This window comes from Plantibacter auratus, from assembly GCF_050587365.1.
In the GTDB taxonomy this organism is placed as follows: domain Bacteria; phylum Actinomycetota; class Actinomycetes; order Actinomycetales; family Microbacteriaceae; genus Plantibacter; species Plantibacter auratus.
Window position 1 is genome coordinate 753,161 of the sequence record NZ_JBOBFV010000002.1, and the last position, 15,471, is coordinate 768,631.

A 15,471-nucleotide genomic window follows, 5' to 3' on the forward strand; every position below is an offset into this window, starting at 1 on the left:
TCCGGTGCTGACGCCTGGCTGGCGCCCGCTCCCGGAACCCCTCAATCCTATGGGCGAGCCCGTGAGGACGCCCAACGGCCCTTGTCCCGCTCAGGGCGGCCACTTAGCCTGACAACCATCGCGGTACGCAGGATGGAGCATCGATGGATTGGCTGTGGAACCTCGACGTCATCGACGGTCCACTCGTCTGGGTGCTCGACGGGCTCAGCATCGCCGGCCTGCTGTACCTCGTCATCCGTCGGTCCGGGCTGCTGTGGTACCTGAGCGCAGCCATCGCCCTCCTGGCCGGCGCGCTCCTCGCCCTGGGGACGGTGTGGCTGGTCTTCGACGTGCTCAACCTCTTCGGCGGGCCGTTGATCCGCTCCGCGGAGCCCTGGTTGATCGGCGTCTTCGCCGGCATCGCGCTCGCCGTCCTGACGATCTGCTGGCGCGTCTCATGGCAGCGGCGCGTCATCGCCGTCGCGTGCACCCTCGTCTTCGGCGCCACCGCGGCGCTGGGCGTCAACGGCGCGTACGGTGTCCAGACCACCCTCGGGTCGATGTTCCACGTCCAGAACGGCAAGCCGATCACCCTCGTGACGCCGACCAGCACGCCCACCGGCGATCCGGCCCGCCCGCTGTACGAGACGTGGAAGCCGCCGGCCGATCTGCCGAAGACAGGCAGGTTCGGCCCGCTTCCCACGGGCGACCGGATCCCGAACACGAACTCCGGGTTCAACGCCCGCCCGGCGCAGGTCTACTACCCACCCGCCGCACTCGTGAAGGATCCCCCGGCGCTCCCGTTCGTCCTCATGATGATGGGACAACCGGGTGACCCCGACGCGAAGTGGATCGGCGAGGCGCTCGACGCGATCGCCGCCGACCACCAGGGGCTCGCCCCCATCGCGCTCGTCGTGGACCAGCTCGGCGACCCCTCGGTGGATCCGCTGTGCATCGACGGGCGGTACGGGAAGGTGGAGACCTACGTCACGCAGGACGTCCTCCCCTGGGCGAAGGCGAACCTGCACATCCTCCAGTCGCCGAAGGATTGGACGGTCGCCGGGTACTCGGCCGGCGGCAGCTGTGCGATCTACTACGGAGCCAAGTACCCGCAGACCTTCGGCAACGTCGTCAGTGTCTCGGGCGAGGAGTATCCCGGAGCCGGCCTCCCGGCGGACAACCTGCGCGTGATGTTCAACGGCGACCAGAACGCGTACGACGCGATCAAACCGGCGACCATCATGGCGAAGACGACGTACGCCGACACCGAGGCGTTCTTCTCCGCGGGGACGGCGGACGCGGTCTACACCGACATGATGCGGCGCGCCGCATCCACCGCGACGGCGGCCGGCTGGAGGGTCCAGACCTTCGCGATACCGGGTGGCGACCACGGCGCCAGCTCGCTCACGGGCGGGCTGGACCAGACGCTCCGTGCGCTCTACCCGCGGATCGGTCTCCAACGACCGTGACGGGGACGGGGCTCCGCGACCCGGCTTCCACTCCATCGTGGGCTGTGGAGAACTTCGGCGGCGGTCTGGACCGATTGGTTATGGTCGATGCCCATGACCACCCCGCTCCCGCCGATGCCACAGCCCCTCCTCGTCCAGATCGGCAACATCAGGGTCACTGAGGACGTGATCATGACACCCGCCGGCACGTGGCCACTCGCGGACGTCAACGTGACGTCGAGCGATCAGACCTCGACGACCACCCACACCCCGGCGTGGGCCATCGTGCTGGTCATCGTGTTGATCTGGTTCTTCTTCCTCAGCCTGCTGTTCCTGTTCGCGAAGGAGAGGCGTGTCTCGGGGTTCGTCTCCGTGAACGTCCAGGCCGGCCCGTACACCTACACCGAGCAGGTCCCGATCTCGACCGACTTCGCCCGACACGACACCATGAACCGCGTCGGCTACACCCAATCACTGATCGGGCAGGCACGGCACCGGGCGATCGCGAACCGAGCGGTGGAGTCCTCCCGGCCCCCCGAGGTGCGGTGACCGGTCGCTCGCGGGCCATGCACGCGACGAGATGACTCAATCGGGCGGCGGCGCGAGGGACGCGCCCTCGAGGAAGGCGCCCATGACGAGTTCGTGACGCAGTTCACCGAGGGTGCCGTCGAGACGGCCGATGAGGGTCTCGACGCCCATCCTGCCGAGTTGGGCGGCGGGCAGCAACGTGACGGCGAGTGCCGGGTCGGCCGCTTCTGACACCTCTCGTGTGGAGGCGACGAGGACGACGGACAGGTCGTCGGGGACCGAGACGCCGCGCCTGCCGAGCTCGCTCACGAAACCGAGGGCCGCCCGATCGTTGAGCACGAGGACGGCGGTGACCTCGGGCGCCTCTTGCTGGATGGCCGCCGCGATCGCGCGACCACCGGCCGGATCGGGAGTGCACTGGAGTGTCCGAGCGCGCAGTCCACGGGCCGCGCACACGGCGTGGAAGGTCTCCTGCACGCGGACCACCGGGCCGTAACCGTCGAGATCGGCCCGCTCGACCTCCTCGAGCAGGGCGAACTCCCGATGACCGAGGGCCTGCAAGCGGTCGATGGACAACTCGACCATCCCCTCGAAGTCGACGTCGACATAGTCGAGACCGGAGGGGTCGCGCGTCCGACCGATGAGCGTCAGTGGCGTCCCGGCCGCGAGCAGACGGTCGACCCGATGGTCGTCGAGCCGCACCTCCATGAGGATGACGCCGTCGATGAGGCCGTCGGAGGTGAACTCGCGAAGCGCGTCTGGGTCGCTCGGCTCCGGCCAGAGGACGACGGTGTACCCGAGCTCAGCGGCAGCCTCCGCAGCACCGGTGAAGAAGCGGGCCGCGTTGTCGGACAGTCGATGCTGGAGGACCGGGAACAGCAGTGCGATGATGCGGGTCCGCCGGCTCGCGAGCGCGCGGGCCACCGCGTTCCGGCGGAAGTCCAGCTCGACCATCGCCGACTCCACCCGCAGTCGGGTTGCCGGGGATACGGGCTTCGAATCGTTGACGACGAACGACACCGTGGCGACCGAGACCCCTGCGAGTCGCGCGACGTCACGCATCGTTGCCATGGATCCCCGTTCAGGTGCGGTGCTGTCCGGTCAGTCTCTCACGGATCACGATTCGGTAAACCGGTTAAATTGCTCCTTGACGACTCCGGCGACGCGGTGCATGCTGGTTCCCGAAGCGCGCAGTAAACCGGTTAACTTTCTGGTCTGCGCGATCCGACCTCGACCGGCGAAGGAGCCGTGCTGATGCCTGTACCGACCACGGAGGACCGCCGGTCCGAGCAGCCACTGCGCGTCGCGATCGTCGGGTACAGCTTCATGGGCACGATCCACGCGCAGGCCTGGACCACCGCTCCCCGCTTCTTCGACCTCGGCCGCGGGGTCGACCTCGTCGCGGTCAGCGGTCGCGATGCCGACGCCGCCCGCGCGTTCGCCGACCGGTTCGGGATCGCCGACGTCGAGACGGACTGGCGAGCGCTCCTCACCCGCGGCGACATCGACGTGATCGACATCTGCACCCCTGGCCACCTCCACGCCGAGATCGCGATCGCGGCACTCGACGCCGGTATCCACGTCCTGTGCGAGAAGCCGCTCGCGAACACGCTCGAGGAGGCCGAGCGGATGAACGCCGCGGCCGAGCGAGCTGCGGCGCGCGGCGTTCACGCGATGGTCGGCTTCAGCTATCGGCGCACCCCCGCACTCGCCTATGCACGACGGCTCGTCGCCGACGGTCGCCTCGGGACGATCCGTCACATCCGGGCCCAGTACCTGCAGGACTGGATCGCGGATCCGACGTTCCCGCTCGTCTGGCGGCTCGACGCCGACCAGGCCGGCTCCGGTGCGCTCGGTGACCTCGGCGCCCACATCATCGATCTCGCACGGTTCGTCACCGGGCAGGAGCTGACCGGCGTGAGCGCCCTGACCTCGACCTTCGTCACCGAGCGGCCGCTCCCCACCTCGTCGAGCGGCCTCAGCGCCACCGCGGGCGACGATCCTGAGGATGGCGACGCGGCGGAACCCCTCACCGGGCGGGTGACCGTCGACGACGCGGTCGTGTTCATCGCGCGTACCGACGGCGGCGCCCTGGCGACGTTCGAGGCCACCCGCTTCGCCACCGGTCGCAAGAACGCGATGCGGCTCGAGGTCGACGGTTCCGACGGATCGCTCGTCTTCGACTTCGAGCGCATGAACGAGCTGCAGTTCCACGACCACACCCTCCCGGCCGAGGAGGCGGGCTTCCGGCGCATCCTCGTCACCGAACCCGGTCACCCGTACGCGGACGCCTGGTGGCCTGCCGGGCACGGCCTCGGCTACGAGCACACCTTCGTCCACGAGGTCGCCGACCTCGCCCGCGACCTCGCCGCCGGCCGGGCGCCCGAACCTGGCTTCGCCGACGGCCTCCTGGTGCAGCGCGTGCTCACCGCGGTCTCGGCGAGCGCCGACGCAGGCGCCGCCTGGATCCCACTCGACCACTGACCGAACCACCCACCGCACCACGATCACCACCGCATCACGAACACCACTCACCAGGCAAAGGAGCCATGACATGAGATCCACGACCACCCGCGACACCCGGCCACGCATCATCCGTCGGCCGCATGTGCTCGGATCGCTCGCGATCCTCGCGATCACCCCGTTCGCCCTCACCGCGTGCAGCGGTGGCGGTGGCGCGGCGGCCGGAGGCGACGCCGGCACCCTCACGATCCTCGACTACTACAACAACGAACCCGACAAGACCCTCGTGGGCGACGCCCTCGACCGGTGCGCGGACGACGTCGGCGTGAAGATCAAGCGCGAGACCGTCCCCGGCAAGGACCTCATCCAGAAGGTGCTCCAGCAGTCGTCGTCCAAGACGCTGCCCGACGTCCTCATGCTCGACAACCCGGACGTCCAGGAGATCGCCGCGACCGGCGGCCTCTCGCCGCTCAGCGACTACGGCGTCGACACCTCGGGCTTCGCGAAGGGCATCCTCGACGCGGCGAGCTACGAGGGGGAGGTCTACGGCCTGGCGCCGACGGTCAACACCCTCGGCCTCTTCTACAACGAGGACCTCCTCGCGGCGAAGGGCATCACCCCGCCGACCACGTGGGACGAGCTCAAGACGGCCGCCGCTGCACTGACCGAGGGCGACACCTACGGGCTGGCCTTCAGCTCCATCGCCACCTACGAGGGCAGCTGGCAGTTCCTGCCGTTCATGTGGACCAACGGCGGCGACGAGGCCGACCTCACGACGCCCGCCGTCGCCGAGGCCCTCCAGCTGCAGGTCGACCTCGTGGACTCGGGTTCGGCGTCGAAGAGCGTCATCAACTGGTCGCAGGCCGACGTGAACGACCAGTTCATGGCCGGTAAGGCCGCGATGATGATCAACGGCCCGTGGCAGATCCCGGCCCTCAGCGCCGACACCAACCTCAAGTACGGCAGCGTGCAGGTTCCGGTCAACAAGGCCGGCCAGACACCTGTCGCCCCGCTCGGTGGCGAGGTCTGGACCGTCCCCGTGACCGGCGACAAGGACAAGCAGGCGAAGGCGGCGAAGTTCGTCGAGTGCATCTCGAGTGACGAGAACCAGCTCGCCCTCGCGGAGGCCCGCTTCACCGTCCCGACGAAGACGGCCCTGGCCGAGCAGTACGTCGCGAAGGTCCCCGAGATGGCCGCGTTCACGGAGCAGGTCGCCAACGCCCGCTCGCGCACCGGCGAGCTCGGCGAGGAGTGGCCGGAGGCCGCGACCGAGATCTACACCGCCATCCAGCTCGCCCTGACCGGGCAGGCGACGCCTGAAGAGGCGTTCAAGCAGGCGGCCGCGGGCTGATCCCGATGAGCAGTGGCATCGCCGGAGCATCGCTCCAGGACCGGAAGACCGGCCAGCGGTCCAGCGGTACCGACGGGGGCGCGCCGACCAAGCGCACCCCCGCCGGGGCCGGCCGCCGGTCCCGACGCTTCCGCCGGGAAGACCTGATCAAGCTCGGCTTCGTCCTCCCAGCAGCGCTCTACATCGTGCTCTTCTTCGGCTATCCGGTCGTCAAGAACGTCACGATGAGCTTCCAGGAGTACACGACGAAGACGTTCTTCACGGGCGAGGCGCCGTGGGTCGGGTTCGCGAACTACGTGACCGTGTTCAGTTCCCAACTGTTCACACCGGCGCTGCTCAACACGGCGCTGTTCACGATCGGGTCGATCGCCGGGCAGTTCGTGATCGGGCTCGCGCTCGCCGTCTTCTTCAAGCGACGCTTCCCCCTGAGCTCGTTCCTCCGCGCGATGCTGCTGCTCCCCTGGCTCCTCCCCCTGATCGTGTCGAGCGCCACCTGGCGGTCGATCCTCGACCAGGACAGCGGCGTCCTGAACGCCACCCTCGGATCCATCGGCCTGTCGGGCGTCCCCTGGCTGACGAGCCCGTCGGTGGCACTGTTCGCGGTCGTCCTCGTCAACATCTGGATCGGCATCCCGTTCAACGTCACGATCCTCTACGGCGGCCTCCAGGACATCCCCGACGAGCTCTACGAGGCGGGAGCGCTCGACGGCGCGACCGGCTGGAAGGCGTTCCGCCACATCACCTGGCCGAACCTCCGCCCCGTGGTCAGCGTCGTGCTCGTGCTCGGCGTCGTCTACACGATCAAGGTGCTCGACATCATCCTCGGCCTCACGAACGGCGGGCCGGCGAACGCTACCCAGACCCTCGCGGTGCGGTCGTACCAGGAGTCGTTCGTGAACTTCGAGTTCGGCGTCGGCGCCGCTTTCAGCAACATCCTGATCGTCATCTCGCTCCTCTTCGCGATCGTCTACCTGCGCGTGAACCGACGCGCGGTCGACGAGTAAGGACACGGACCCTCATGACCACGACCAGCATCGTGACCGGCGGACGGCAGACGCGCCGCTTCGCTCCGGTCGGCCCACGTCGACACCGCGGCGACCGACGCCACCTCGGCTACACCGTCGTCGGCGTCATCATCCTCGCGATCATGCTCTTCCCCGTCTACTGGATGGTGAACGCGTCCCTGCAACCCTCCGGAAACACGCTCACGGGGGACTTCTTCCCGGTGAACCCGAGCTTCGCCGGGTACGAGAAGGCGATCGCCGACCAGGGCGGGCACCTCGTGACGAGCCTCGTCATCTCGCTCGGTACCGTCGTCCTGTCGCTCGCGATCGCGGCCCCGGCGGCCTACGCCCTCGCACAGTTCCGGTTCCGCTGGATCAGCATCGCGCTCCTCGTGATCCTGATCGCCCAGATGATCCCGGGCATCGTGATCGCGAACGCCCTCTACTCGGCCTACAACGACCTCGGCCTGCTCAACTCGATCCCCGGGCTGATCCTCGCCGACGCCTCGCACGCCATCCCGTTCGCGATCCTCATCCTGCGGGCGTCGATGCAGACCATCCCGCCGTCGATCGTGGAGGCGGCACGGGTCGACGGCGCGGGGCACGTGCGGGCCTTCGTCTCGATCGTCCTCCCGGTGAGCCGCAACGTGCTCATCACCGCCGGCCTGTTCGCCTTCCTGTTCTCCTGGAGCGACTTCCTGTTCGCCCTGACGCTGACGACGACGGAGGACGTCCGGCCAGTGACGCTCGGCATCTACCAGTACCTCGGCTCGCAGGTCTCGAACTGGAGCGCGGTGATGGCGACCGCCGTCCTGTCGTCCCTGCCCGCGATCCTGCTGCTCGTCATCGCCCAGCGGTTCATCGCCGCGGGCACCACGGGCGGTGCCGTGAAATGACCGACGACCACTCCGACACCCTCTCCGACCACGCAACGCATCCTCGAAGGAGCACCACCATGTCCGACAGCAGCACCCCCATCCGCGTCCTCGTCTGGGGCGAGAACCGCCACGAGCAGATCGAGGAGAAGGTCCGCGCCATCTACCCGGACGGCATGCACACGACCATCAAGGAGGGCATCGAAGAGCACCTCGGCGCCGAGGCCGTGGTGACCACGACCACGCTCGACGAACCGGAGCACGGGCTCACCGAGGAGGTGCTCGCCGCGACCGACGTGCTCGTCTGGTGGGGCCACGCGGCTCACGGTGAGGTCGCCGACGAGGTCGTCGAGCGCGTGCACCAGCACGTGCTCGCCGGCATGGGCCTGCTCGTGCTGCACTCCGGCCACTGGTCGAAGATCTTCGGCAAGCTCATGGGGACCTCGTGCACGCTCCGGTGGCGGTCGGAGGAGGACCGCGAGATCGTCTGGACCGTCGACCCCACCCACCCGATCGCCCAGGGGATCCCGCACCCGTTCATCATCCCGGCGCAGGAGATGTACGGCGAGTTCTTCGACGTCCCCGCGCCCGACGAGCTCGTCTTCCTCTCGACCTTCACCGGTGGCGAGGTCTTCCGTTCCGGCATGACCTACAAGCGCGGCTTCGGCAAGATCTTCTTCTTCTCCCCCGGCGACCAGGACTACCCGGTCTACCACCACGAGCACGTCCGTCGCGTCCTCGCGAACGGCGTCCGGTGGGCGCAGACGCTGCGTCCGGAACGCGCGGTACCGGTCCTGCTTCGGTACGAGACCGAGGACTTCTACAACGGGCGCGGGTACGAAGGGGCGCTCGCGCGATGAGTGCTCCTGTCGACGGTGGCTTCGCGACGCTCGCGGACGCCACCAGGCCGGTCCGGCTCGTGCTCGTCGGTGCGGGCGGGATGGGACGGGCCTGGTTGCGGACGATCCTCGCGAACCCGGACACGGAACTCGTCGGCGTCGTCGACCTCGACACGGCCCTCGCCGAGTCGGCGGTGACCGAGGCCGGGCTCCGGGCGGGGCCCGAGGGTGTCGTCGTCGGCACCAGCGTGTCGGTCGTCGCCGAGGCGACGGGGGCGGACGCGGTCGTCAACGTCACCGTGCCCGCCGCGCACCACCCGGTGAACACCGAGGCGCTCTTCGCCGGGTTGCCGGTGCTCTGCGAGAAGCCGATCGCACCGACGGTGGCGCAGGCCCTCTCGTTGGCGGCGACGGCCGAGGCCAGCGGGCAATTGCTCATGACGAGCCAGTCGCGTCGCTACTACGCATCGATCGCCGCCTTCCGGGAGCAGGTCGCCACGCTCGGTCGGCTCGGATCCGCGACGACCGAGTTCTTCAAGGCACCGCACTTCGGCGGCTTCCGCGAGGAGATGGCGCACGTGCTGCTCGTCGACATGGCGATCCATGCCTTCGACGCCGCCCGCTACGTCCTCGGCAGCGACCCGATCGCCGTGTACTGCGAGGAGTACAACCCGGGGTGGAGCTGGTTCTCCGCCGACGCCGCCGCGACCGCGGTCTTCGAGTTCGCCGGAGGCGTCCGGTACACCTACAGCGGCAGCTGGTGTGCGGACGGCGTGGAGACCTCGTGGAACGGCAGCTGGCGGGTGAACGGCGAGCACGGTACGGCCGTCTGGGACGGCGACTCCGCTCCGCAGCGGCAGCTCGCGCCGCAGGGCGGATCTCCGTCGGCGGTCGAGACCGCTGAGCTCGAGCCGGACGTGCCGGAGGAGATCGCCGGCTCGCTCGTCGAGTTCGTCGATGCCCTGCGCACGGGGTGTGTCCCGTCGGGTGAGGTGCACGCCAACGTGCTGAGCCTCGCGATGGTGGAGGCCGCCGTGCGGTCCGCCGAGTCCGGCGAGCGCGTGGTCATCGCCGACGTGCTCGCCCAGGCGCACACGCGGGCGATCGAGGCCGAGCCGCGCGCCGACGTCCGGGCCGCGCTCGTCACCTCCCGCTGAGGTGAGGCGGATCGTCGCCCGCGCACCCCGCGAGCGACGATCCGCCTCACCTCACCAGGTCCCGTCGAGGAGGTCGCGGGTCACGACCAGGTTGAGCACCCGCCAGAGGCCGGAGTGGCCCGGCGTCTGGCCCGGCCGGTTCGGCCACCCCTCGACGCGTGCGACACGGACGAAACCGACCTCGTGCCACTGCGGATCCGTCTTGCGGAAGCGGTGCGGCTGCCAGACGACCGGACGCTCCGGCAGATTGCCCGAGGCCGGCTCGCGCTTCGCTCGCAGCGTCGCCAAGGTCTCCGGCCCGGGGACCTGCTCGCCCACCCAGTCGAGCACGTCGAGCTCGGGTGAGTCGCCGTATCGGGACCGATGGATGCCGGCGACCCGGAACAGGGCGGTCCGTCCGTTCGGCGCCGTGAACGCGAGGACGTCGCCCGGCATCAGGTCGTCCTCCACGTGGCGCCACGATCGACGGAGGCGCTTCGGTGCGGGCTGCGGGCCGAGGAGCTGCTCGCGGAGACGGTCGAGGGCCGCGGTCCGCCTGGCGACCTCCCCCGGGCCTGCTTCAGCCCACAGCTCGAGGTCGGCACCGCGATCGATCGCCGCGAGCGCCCGCGTTCGCACGTCGGGATCGAGCCGGCCGACCTCGCTCTGCGCGGCCGCGAGCGGGATCCAGAGCTCGCCGTCCTCGCGCTCCACCAGGTGGGCGAACGACGCGATGGTCCGTCGCGTCGCCTCGTCGTCCGGCACCCGGTCCTGCACGTACTCGCGGTACTCGGTGCGGATGTCCGACGCCGTGTCGTTCGAGAAGATCGCCGTTCCCCATGCACCCATCCCGGCATCCTGCCAGACCCCTCGCGTCAGCGGCCAGGTGAGGCCCATACGATGGATCCAGCCCGACTCCGAGACGAAGGACGCTGCATGCCATCCCGCCCCACCAAGCTGATCCCGCCGACCTTCTCCCGCACCCCCTCACTCGACGCCGAGGCGGTCGAGTTGAGCGTCGCGATCGAACTCCCCGAGGGCGTCGAGGCGATCGGCCTGGCCGTCGCCCCCGCAGCCGACGGCGCCGGCGACGACATCCCCGCCGCGCTCGGACTCGACCGTGCGGCCCTGACCCGCGCCGGGTTCACCGGCGAGATCGGCCAGACGCTGGTCATCCCCAGCCAGGACGCACCGACGTACATCGCGGTCGGCGTCGGTGCACCCGAGAAGCGCACCCCGGCAGCCCTCCGCGACATCGCTGCTGCCTTCGCCCGTGCGGCATCCTCCTTCGCGAGCATCGGCCTCGACGTGGCGCGCTCGTTCGACCTCGACCCGGCCTCCGCCGGTCAGCTCGTCGTCGAGGGCGCGCTCCTCGCCCGGTACCGCTACACCGAGCTGAAGCGGGAGACCAAGCGCACCCCGCTCGTCGCGCTCCACCTCGTCGCCGGTGCTGAAGACCTCCCGGAGACCGCGACCGGCGCGCACCGCGGTGAGGTCCTCGCCCGCGCGGCGAACCTCGCCCGCGACCTCGCGAACACGCCTCCCGGACACCTCACGGCGACCGACCTCGCCGAGGTGGCCGAGACGCTCGGTGCCGCCAACGGGCTCGACGTCGAGGTCTTCGACAAGGACGCGCTCATCGAGCTCGGTCTCGGCGGCCTGCTCGGGGTCAACGCCGGCAGCGTCGAGGAACCGCGCATGATCAAGCTCCGGTACACGCCGAAGGACGACGACGGCTCGCCGATCGAGGCCGCAGGACACCTTGCGCTCGTCGGCAAGGGCATCATGTACGACTCGGGCGGTATCTCGCTCAAGCCGTCCGACCCGTCCCACGCGGCGATGAAGATGGACATGGCGGGCGCCGGAGCGATCCTGTCCGCCATGACGGCGCTGGAGGAGTTGCACTGCACGAGCAGCGTCACGGCGTTCCTCATGTGCACGGACAACATGCCCTCGGGCTCGGCCACGATGCTCGGCGACGTGCTGACGTTCCGCAACGGCACCACCGTGGAGATCAAGAACACCGACGCCGAGGGTCGCCTCGTCCTCGCCGACGGCCTGAGCCTCGCCGTCGAGGAGGAGCCCGACGCGATCGTCGACATCGCGACCCTGACCGGTGCCGCGATCATGGCGCTCGGCACGAAGACGGCGGCCGTGCACGGCACCGACCAGGGCATCGTCGACCAGACGCTCGCGTCGTCGAAGGCCACCGACGAGCAGCTGTGGCAGCTGCCGCTCGAACGCAGCTACCGCAAGCAGCTCGACTCGGACGTCGCGGACCTCGCCAACATCGGCGGCCGGTTCGCCGGTTCCACGCTCGCCGCGCTGTTCCTCGCGGAGTTCGTCGGCGACATCCCGTGGGCGCATCTCGACATCGCCGGCACCATGCTCGTGGAGTCGGACGAGTCCTGGCGGTCGAAGGGTGCGACCGGGTACGGCACGCGCCTCCTGATCGACCTGGCGCTCAACTTCCGCGCCTGACGCAGGACGCGGCATCGATGCCCGGTCCCCTGAGCCGCAACCCGGTCCCCTGAGCTTGTCGAAGGGCGGCGACCGGACCGTCTGTCCCCGCGAGCACTTCGACAGGCTCAGTGACCGGATCAGCCCATCCGCAACCCGGTCACTGGCCGCGGCCCGGTCCCTGAGCCGCAACCCGGTCCCTGAGCCGCAACCCGGTCACTGAGCCTGTCGAAGTGTCGAAGGCCACCCAGCGACAACCTCCGTTGCCGTTCCGGCAAGAATCACGTGTTCGCAACCGGTGTCACGGCAGGCTGATGCCATGACCTCCGAGCACGAGCCCGCCATCACCGATCCCGCCGCCTTCTGGGAGCACCGCTACAGCAGCCGCGGCCAGGTGTGGAGCGGCAAACCGAACGCCGCCCTCGAGCGCGAGGTGGGCGGGTTGGCGCCCGGCACCGCACTCGAGCTCGGCAGCGGGGAGGGCGCCGACGCCGTCTGGCTCGCCCGGCAGGGCTGGTCCGTGACGGCGGTCGACATCTCCCCGAGCGCGCTCGCCCTCGGAGCGTCGACCGCGGCAGAGGCGGGCGTCGCCGATCGCGTCTCCTGGGTGCAGGCCGACCTCGTCGAGTGGGAACCGTCGGCGTCGTTCGATCTCGTCACCGCGACGTTCCTGCACTCCCCCGTCGAGTTTCCCCGGGAGGCGGTCCTGCACCGTGCGGCGTCGGCGGTCGCTCCCGGCGGCACGCTGCTCATCGTCGGCCACGCCGGTCCGCCGCCCTGGGCGACCGAGCACATCGCGCACGCGCACTTCCCGACGCCCGAGGAGGTCCACGCCTCGCTGGAGCTGGAGGCGACCGAGTGGGAGGTCGTCACCGCAGGCCTCGTCGCGCGCGCCGCGATCGGGCCCGACGGCGAGCCAGCGGAGCTCGACGACAGCGTCCTCGTCCTCCGTCGCCGTCCCTAACTCAGGAGCGTCGCGGCGTGTCGCGCCACCTGGCCGGCGCGTCGCGCCCGACACGCCGCAGCCGTCCTGAGTTAGGGACACAACAACACCTGCCGCGCACCCCTGGCTCACACCGGATCCTCCCCGTCCCTAACTCAGGAGCGTCCCGGCGCGTCGCGCCGCCCGCCCGGCGTGTCGCAGGCGACACGCCGCGGCAGTCCTGAGTTAGGGACAGGACTGAGGTCGAATCGGGTCAGCGATCAGGGGTCAGCGGGTCGGCGGCGCGCCCACGGAGCCGCGCTCGATGAGCGTCTGGGCGAGCACGAACTCCTCCGCGTCGGCTCCCGCCCCACCGATCCGGGCGATCAGCCGGCGCGCGGATTCGGCACCGAGTTCGTAGATCGGCTGCGACACGACGGTGATCGGCGGCGTGGTGAGGCTCGTCCAGTCTGCGTCGTCGAATGCGATGAGCGACACGTCGTCGGGGATCGCGAGGCCGAGTTCGCGGATGGTCCGGAAGACCGCGGAACCGACCAGGCTGTCGGAGGCGATGATCGCGGTCACGGGGTCCGGGTCGCCGAGGACCTTCCGGGTGATGACGTCGATCCCCTCCGCACGCGCGTTGAGGTGGACGGACGCGGCCGGGTCCTCGACGCCGGCCTCCCGGAGGGCACCCGTGAAGCCGTCGATGCGATCGCCGACCGAGGAGGAGCCGACATCGTCCCCTGAGGCATACGGCTCCCCGTGCCCGAGCGTCGAGATGAACGCGATCCGACGGTGTCCGGCGGCAAGGAGGTGCCGGGTTGCCGCGGCCGCCCCGGAGGCGTTGTCGGCGACGACCGTGTCGGCCTCCATACCGGCCGCACGGCGGTCGAGGAGCACCACGGGACGCCCCTCGGCGAGCGCCGTTTGTAAACTTCTCGTTTCGATCGAGGAGGCCGGCGTGACGATGAACCCGTCCACGCGCTTGTCGAGGAGGAGCTCGATCGCTGCCGTCTCGGCGTCGACCTCCTCATCGGAATTGGCGAGGATGAGGTCGAATCCGGCGGCCTGCGCGACGTCGGAGATCCCCCGGGTCGCGCGAGCGAAGAACGGGTTCTCGATGTCGCCGATGACCACCCCGATGGTGTTCGACTTCCCCGTGTTCATGCTCTTCGCGAGGGCGTTCGGGCGGTAACCGAGGCGTTCCGCGGCGGCCTGCACGCGGTCCCGCACGTCGTCGCTCACGGCCCCGTAGTCACCGAGCGCGCGGGCCGCCGTGGCCTTCGAGACCCGAGCGGCCTTCGCGACGTCCGACACCGTCGCCTCGCGTCTGCCGGTACCCGGATCCGTTGCCATGTGCCCTCCGATGGGGTCTGCTGCGTCGTTGACGTTGTCCGAGAACCAGGGTACTGTCCTGGACAACCTGGTGAGACCGGTCTCAACCTACGACATTGAGACCGGTCTCACCAGCAGAACGACAGCAATGGAGCTGACGGCGTCCACAAGACACGAGCCGACGGTTCCCTCCACGCACCACGAACTCCTCCCCACGATTGGACTCGCCGTGACGAATCGCTTCACCCTCCGCAGGACGGCCCTCCTCGCCGTCGCTGCGGCGACCGCCCTCATCCTCTCCGCGTGCTCCGGTGGCGCTGGAACCGCGAGCAGCACCGAGGACAACCCGTACGGACTCATCACCCCCGGACAGATCCGCGTCGCCAGCCTCGGCGACTCGAAGCCGTACACCTTCACCGACGCCGACGGGACGTTCACCGGCTTCGACGTCGAGCTCTTCACCGACGTCGCCAAGCGGATCGGGATCGACGACGTCGTGTTCACCGGTCAGGACTTCTCCGGTCTGCTGTCCGCCGTCGCGAACGGACAGTTCGACGTCGGCGTCGCGGCCATCGGCATCACCAAGGAGCGCGAGCAGACGGTCGACTTCTCCGACGGTTACCTCGCCGGGTACCTCACGGTCATGGCGGCGAAGGACTCCGGCATCACCGACGCGGACAGCCTCGCCGGCAAGCGCCTCGGCGTCGTCCAGGGGACCCTCCAGGAGGCCTACGCGGTCAAGCACTTCACCGACACCGAACTCGTGCGCTTCCCCGACAACAACTCGGCGATCTCGGCGGTCAACAGCGGCAGCATCGACGCCCACTTCCTCGACTACGAAGCGGCGAAGGAGTACGCGGCCCAGTACGGGCTCGTGAACGCCATCGACATCCCGTCCTTCGACGCACCGGCCGGGTTCGCCATCGCGAAGGACAAGCCCGAGTTCAAGAAGGCCCTCGACAAGGCCCTCGCCGAGGCGATGGAGGACGGCACCTGGAAGAAGCTCTACCAGAAGTGGTTCCCGGGCTCTCCGATGCCCGAGCAGTACCTGCCGAAGGCGGAGCAGACCTCCAGCCCCAGCCCGACCTCGTCGACCGAGTAGTCCCCGTCTCGTGGTGCGGGCCGAGC

At 69.6% G+C, this 15,471-nt stretch carries 14 protein-coding genes; 11 read left to right on the forward strand and 3 right to left on the reverse strand.

What is annotated here, in order from left to right; all coding sequences use genetic code 11:
* The first annotated feature begins 143 nt into the window (after positions 1-143).
* Both ACQ3HE_RS10780 and ACQ3HE_RS10785 read left to right on the forward strand, forming a co-directional pair.
* Positions 144-1,448, forward strand: a complete 1,305-nt coding sequence (locus ACQ3HE_RS10780; protein WP_430892719.1) for an alpha/beta hydrolase — start codon at positions 144-146, stop codon at positions 1,446-1,448.
* A gap of 93 nt (positions 1,449-1,541) precedes the next feature.
* Positions 1,542-1,976 (forward strand): hypothetical protein, encoded by a 435-nt coding sequence (locus ACQ3HE_RS10785; protein WP_430892721.1) that lies wholly within the window; start codon positions 1,542-1,544, stop codon positions 1,974-1,976.
* Between the two features lie 36 nt (positions 1,977-2,012).
* Here the strand turns inward: ACQ3HE_RS10785 and ACQ3HE_RS10790 are convergent, their stop codons facing one another.
* Positions 2,013-3,026, reverse strand: a complete 1,014-nt coding sequence (locus ACQ3HE_RS10790; protein WP_430892723.1) for a LacI family DNA-binding transcriptional regulator — start codon at positions 3,024-3,026, stop codon at positions 2,013-2,015.
* A gap of 183 nt (positions 3,027-3,209) precedes the next feature.
* Between ACQ3HE_RS10790 and ACQ3HE_RS10795 the strand changes: the two genes are divergently transcribed.
* The 6 genes from ACQ3HE_RS10795 to ACQ3HE_RS10820 all read left to right on the forward strand — a co-directional run bounded on the left by ACQ3HE_RS10795 (position 3,210) and on the right by ACQ3HE_RS10820 (position 9,644).
* Positions 3,210-4,439 (forward strand): Gfo/Idh/MocA family protein, encoded by a 1,230-nt coding sequence (locus ACQ3HE_RS10795; protein ID WP_430892725.1) that lies wholly within the window; start codon positions 3,210-3,212, stop codon positions 4,437-4,439.
* A 70-nt stretch (positions 4,440-4,509) separates the two neighbouring features.
* The gene (locus tag ACQ3HE_RS10800) at positions 4,510-5,769 is read left to right on the forward strand and encodes a sugar ABC transporter substrate-binding protein (RefSeq protein WP_430892727.1); all 1,260 of its coding nucleotides are present in this window, start codon (positions 4,510-4,512) and stop codon (positions 5,767-5,769) included.
* Between the two features lie 5 nt (positions 5,770-5,774).
* Positions 5,775-6,773, forward strand: coding sequence for a carbohydrate ABC transporter permease (locus ACQ3HE_RS10805; protein ID WP_430892729.1), 999 nt, complete (start codon positions 5,775-5,777; stop codon positions 6,771-6,773).
* 14 nt (positions 6,774-6,787) lie between these two features.
* Entirely contained in the window at positions 6,788-7,669 is an 882-nt protein-coding gene (locus ACQ3HE_RS10810) for a carbohydrate ABC transporter permease (protein WP_430892731.1), read from the forward strand.
* A gap of 59 nt (positions 7,670-7,728) precedes the next feature.
* Positions 7,729-8,508 (forward strand): ThuA domain-containing protein, encoded by a 780-nt coding sequence (locus tag ACQ3HE_RS10815; protein WP_159876781.1) that lies wholly within the window; start codon positions 7,729-7,731, stop codon positions 8,506-8,508.
* A complete protein-coding gene (locus tag ACQ3HE_RS10820) occupies positions 8,505-9,644 on the forward strand; it encodes a Gfo/Idh/MocA family protein (RefSeq protein ID WP_430892733.1) in 1,140 nt (379 codons plus the stop codon). The genes ACQ3HE_RS10815 and ACQ3HE_RS10820 overlap by 4 nt, the downstream gene beginning before the upstream one ends.
* A 51-nt stretch (positions 9,645-9,695) precedes the next feature.
* Here ACQ3HE_RS10820 and ACQ3HE_RS10825 read toward each other — a convergent pair whose 3' ends face one another.
* Positions 9,696-10,472 (reverse strand): hypothetical protein, encoded by a 777-nt coding sequence (locus ACQ3HE_RS10825; RefSeq protein ID WP_430892735.1) that lies wholly within the window; start codon positions 10,470-10,472, stop codon positions 9,696-9,698.
* Between the two features lie 87 nt (positions 10,473-10,559).
* On the opposite strand from ACQ3HE_RS10825, the gene ACQ3HE_RS10830 reads away from it, so the two are divergent.
* Both ACQ3HE_RS10830 and ACQ3HE_RS10835 read left to right on the forward strand, forming a co-directional pair.
* Positions 10,560-12,104: a leucyl aminopeptidase gene (locus ACQ3HE_RS10830; protein WP_430892737.1), complete on the forward strand. Its 1,545-nt coding sequence runs from the start codon at positions 10,560-10,562 to the stop codon at positions 12,102-12,104.
* A gap of 298 nt (positions 12,105-12,402) precedes the next feature.
* Entirely contained in the window at positions 12,403-13,047 is a 645-nt protein-coding gene (locus ACQ3HE_RS10835; RefSeq protein ID WP_159876771.1) for an SAM-dependent methyltransferase, read from the forward strand.
* A gap of 246 nt (positions 13,048-13,293) precedes the next feature.
* On the opposite strand, the gene ACQ3HE_RS10840 is transcribed toward ACQ3HE_RS10835, so the two are convergent.
* Complete coding sequence (locus ACQ3HE_RS10840; RefSeq protein WP_430892739.1) at positions 13,294-14,364, reverse strand: LacI family DNA-binding transcriptional regulator; 1,071 nt, start codon at positions 14,362-14,364, stop codon at positions 13,294-13,296.
* A gap of 208 nt (positions 14,365-14,572) precedes the next feature.
* Here ACQ3HE_RS10840 and ACQ3HE_RS10845 point away from each other — a divergent pair, with 208 nt between their 5' ends.
* Positions 14,573-15,445, forward strand: coding sequence for an ABC transporter substrate-binding protein (locus tag ACQ3HE_RS10845; RefSeq protein WP_071261542.1), 873 nt, complete (start codon positions 14,573-14,575; stop codon positions 15,443-15,445).
* Positions 15,446-15,471 lie beyond the last annotated feature (26 nt).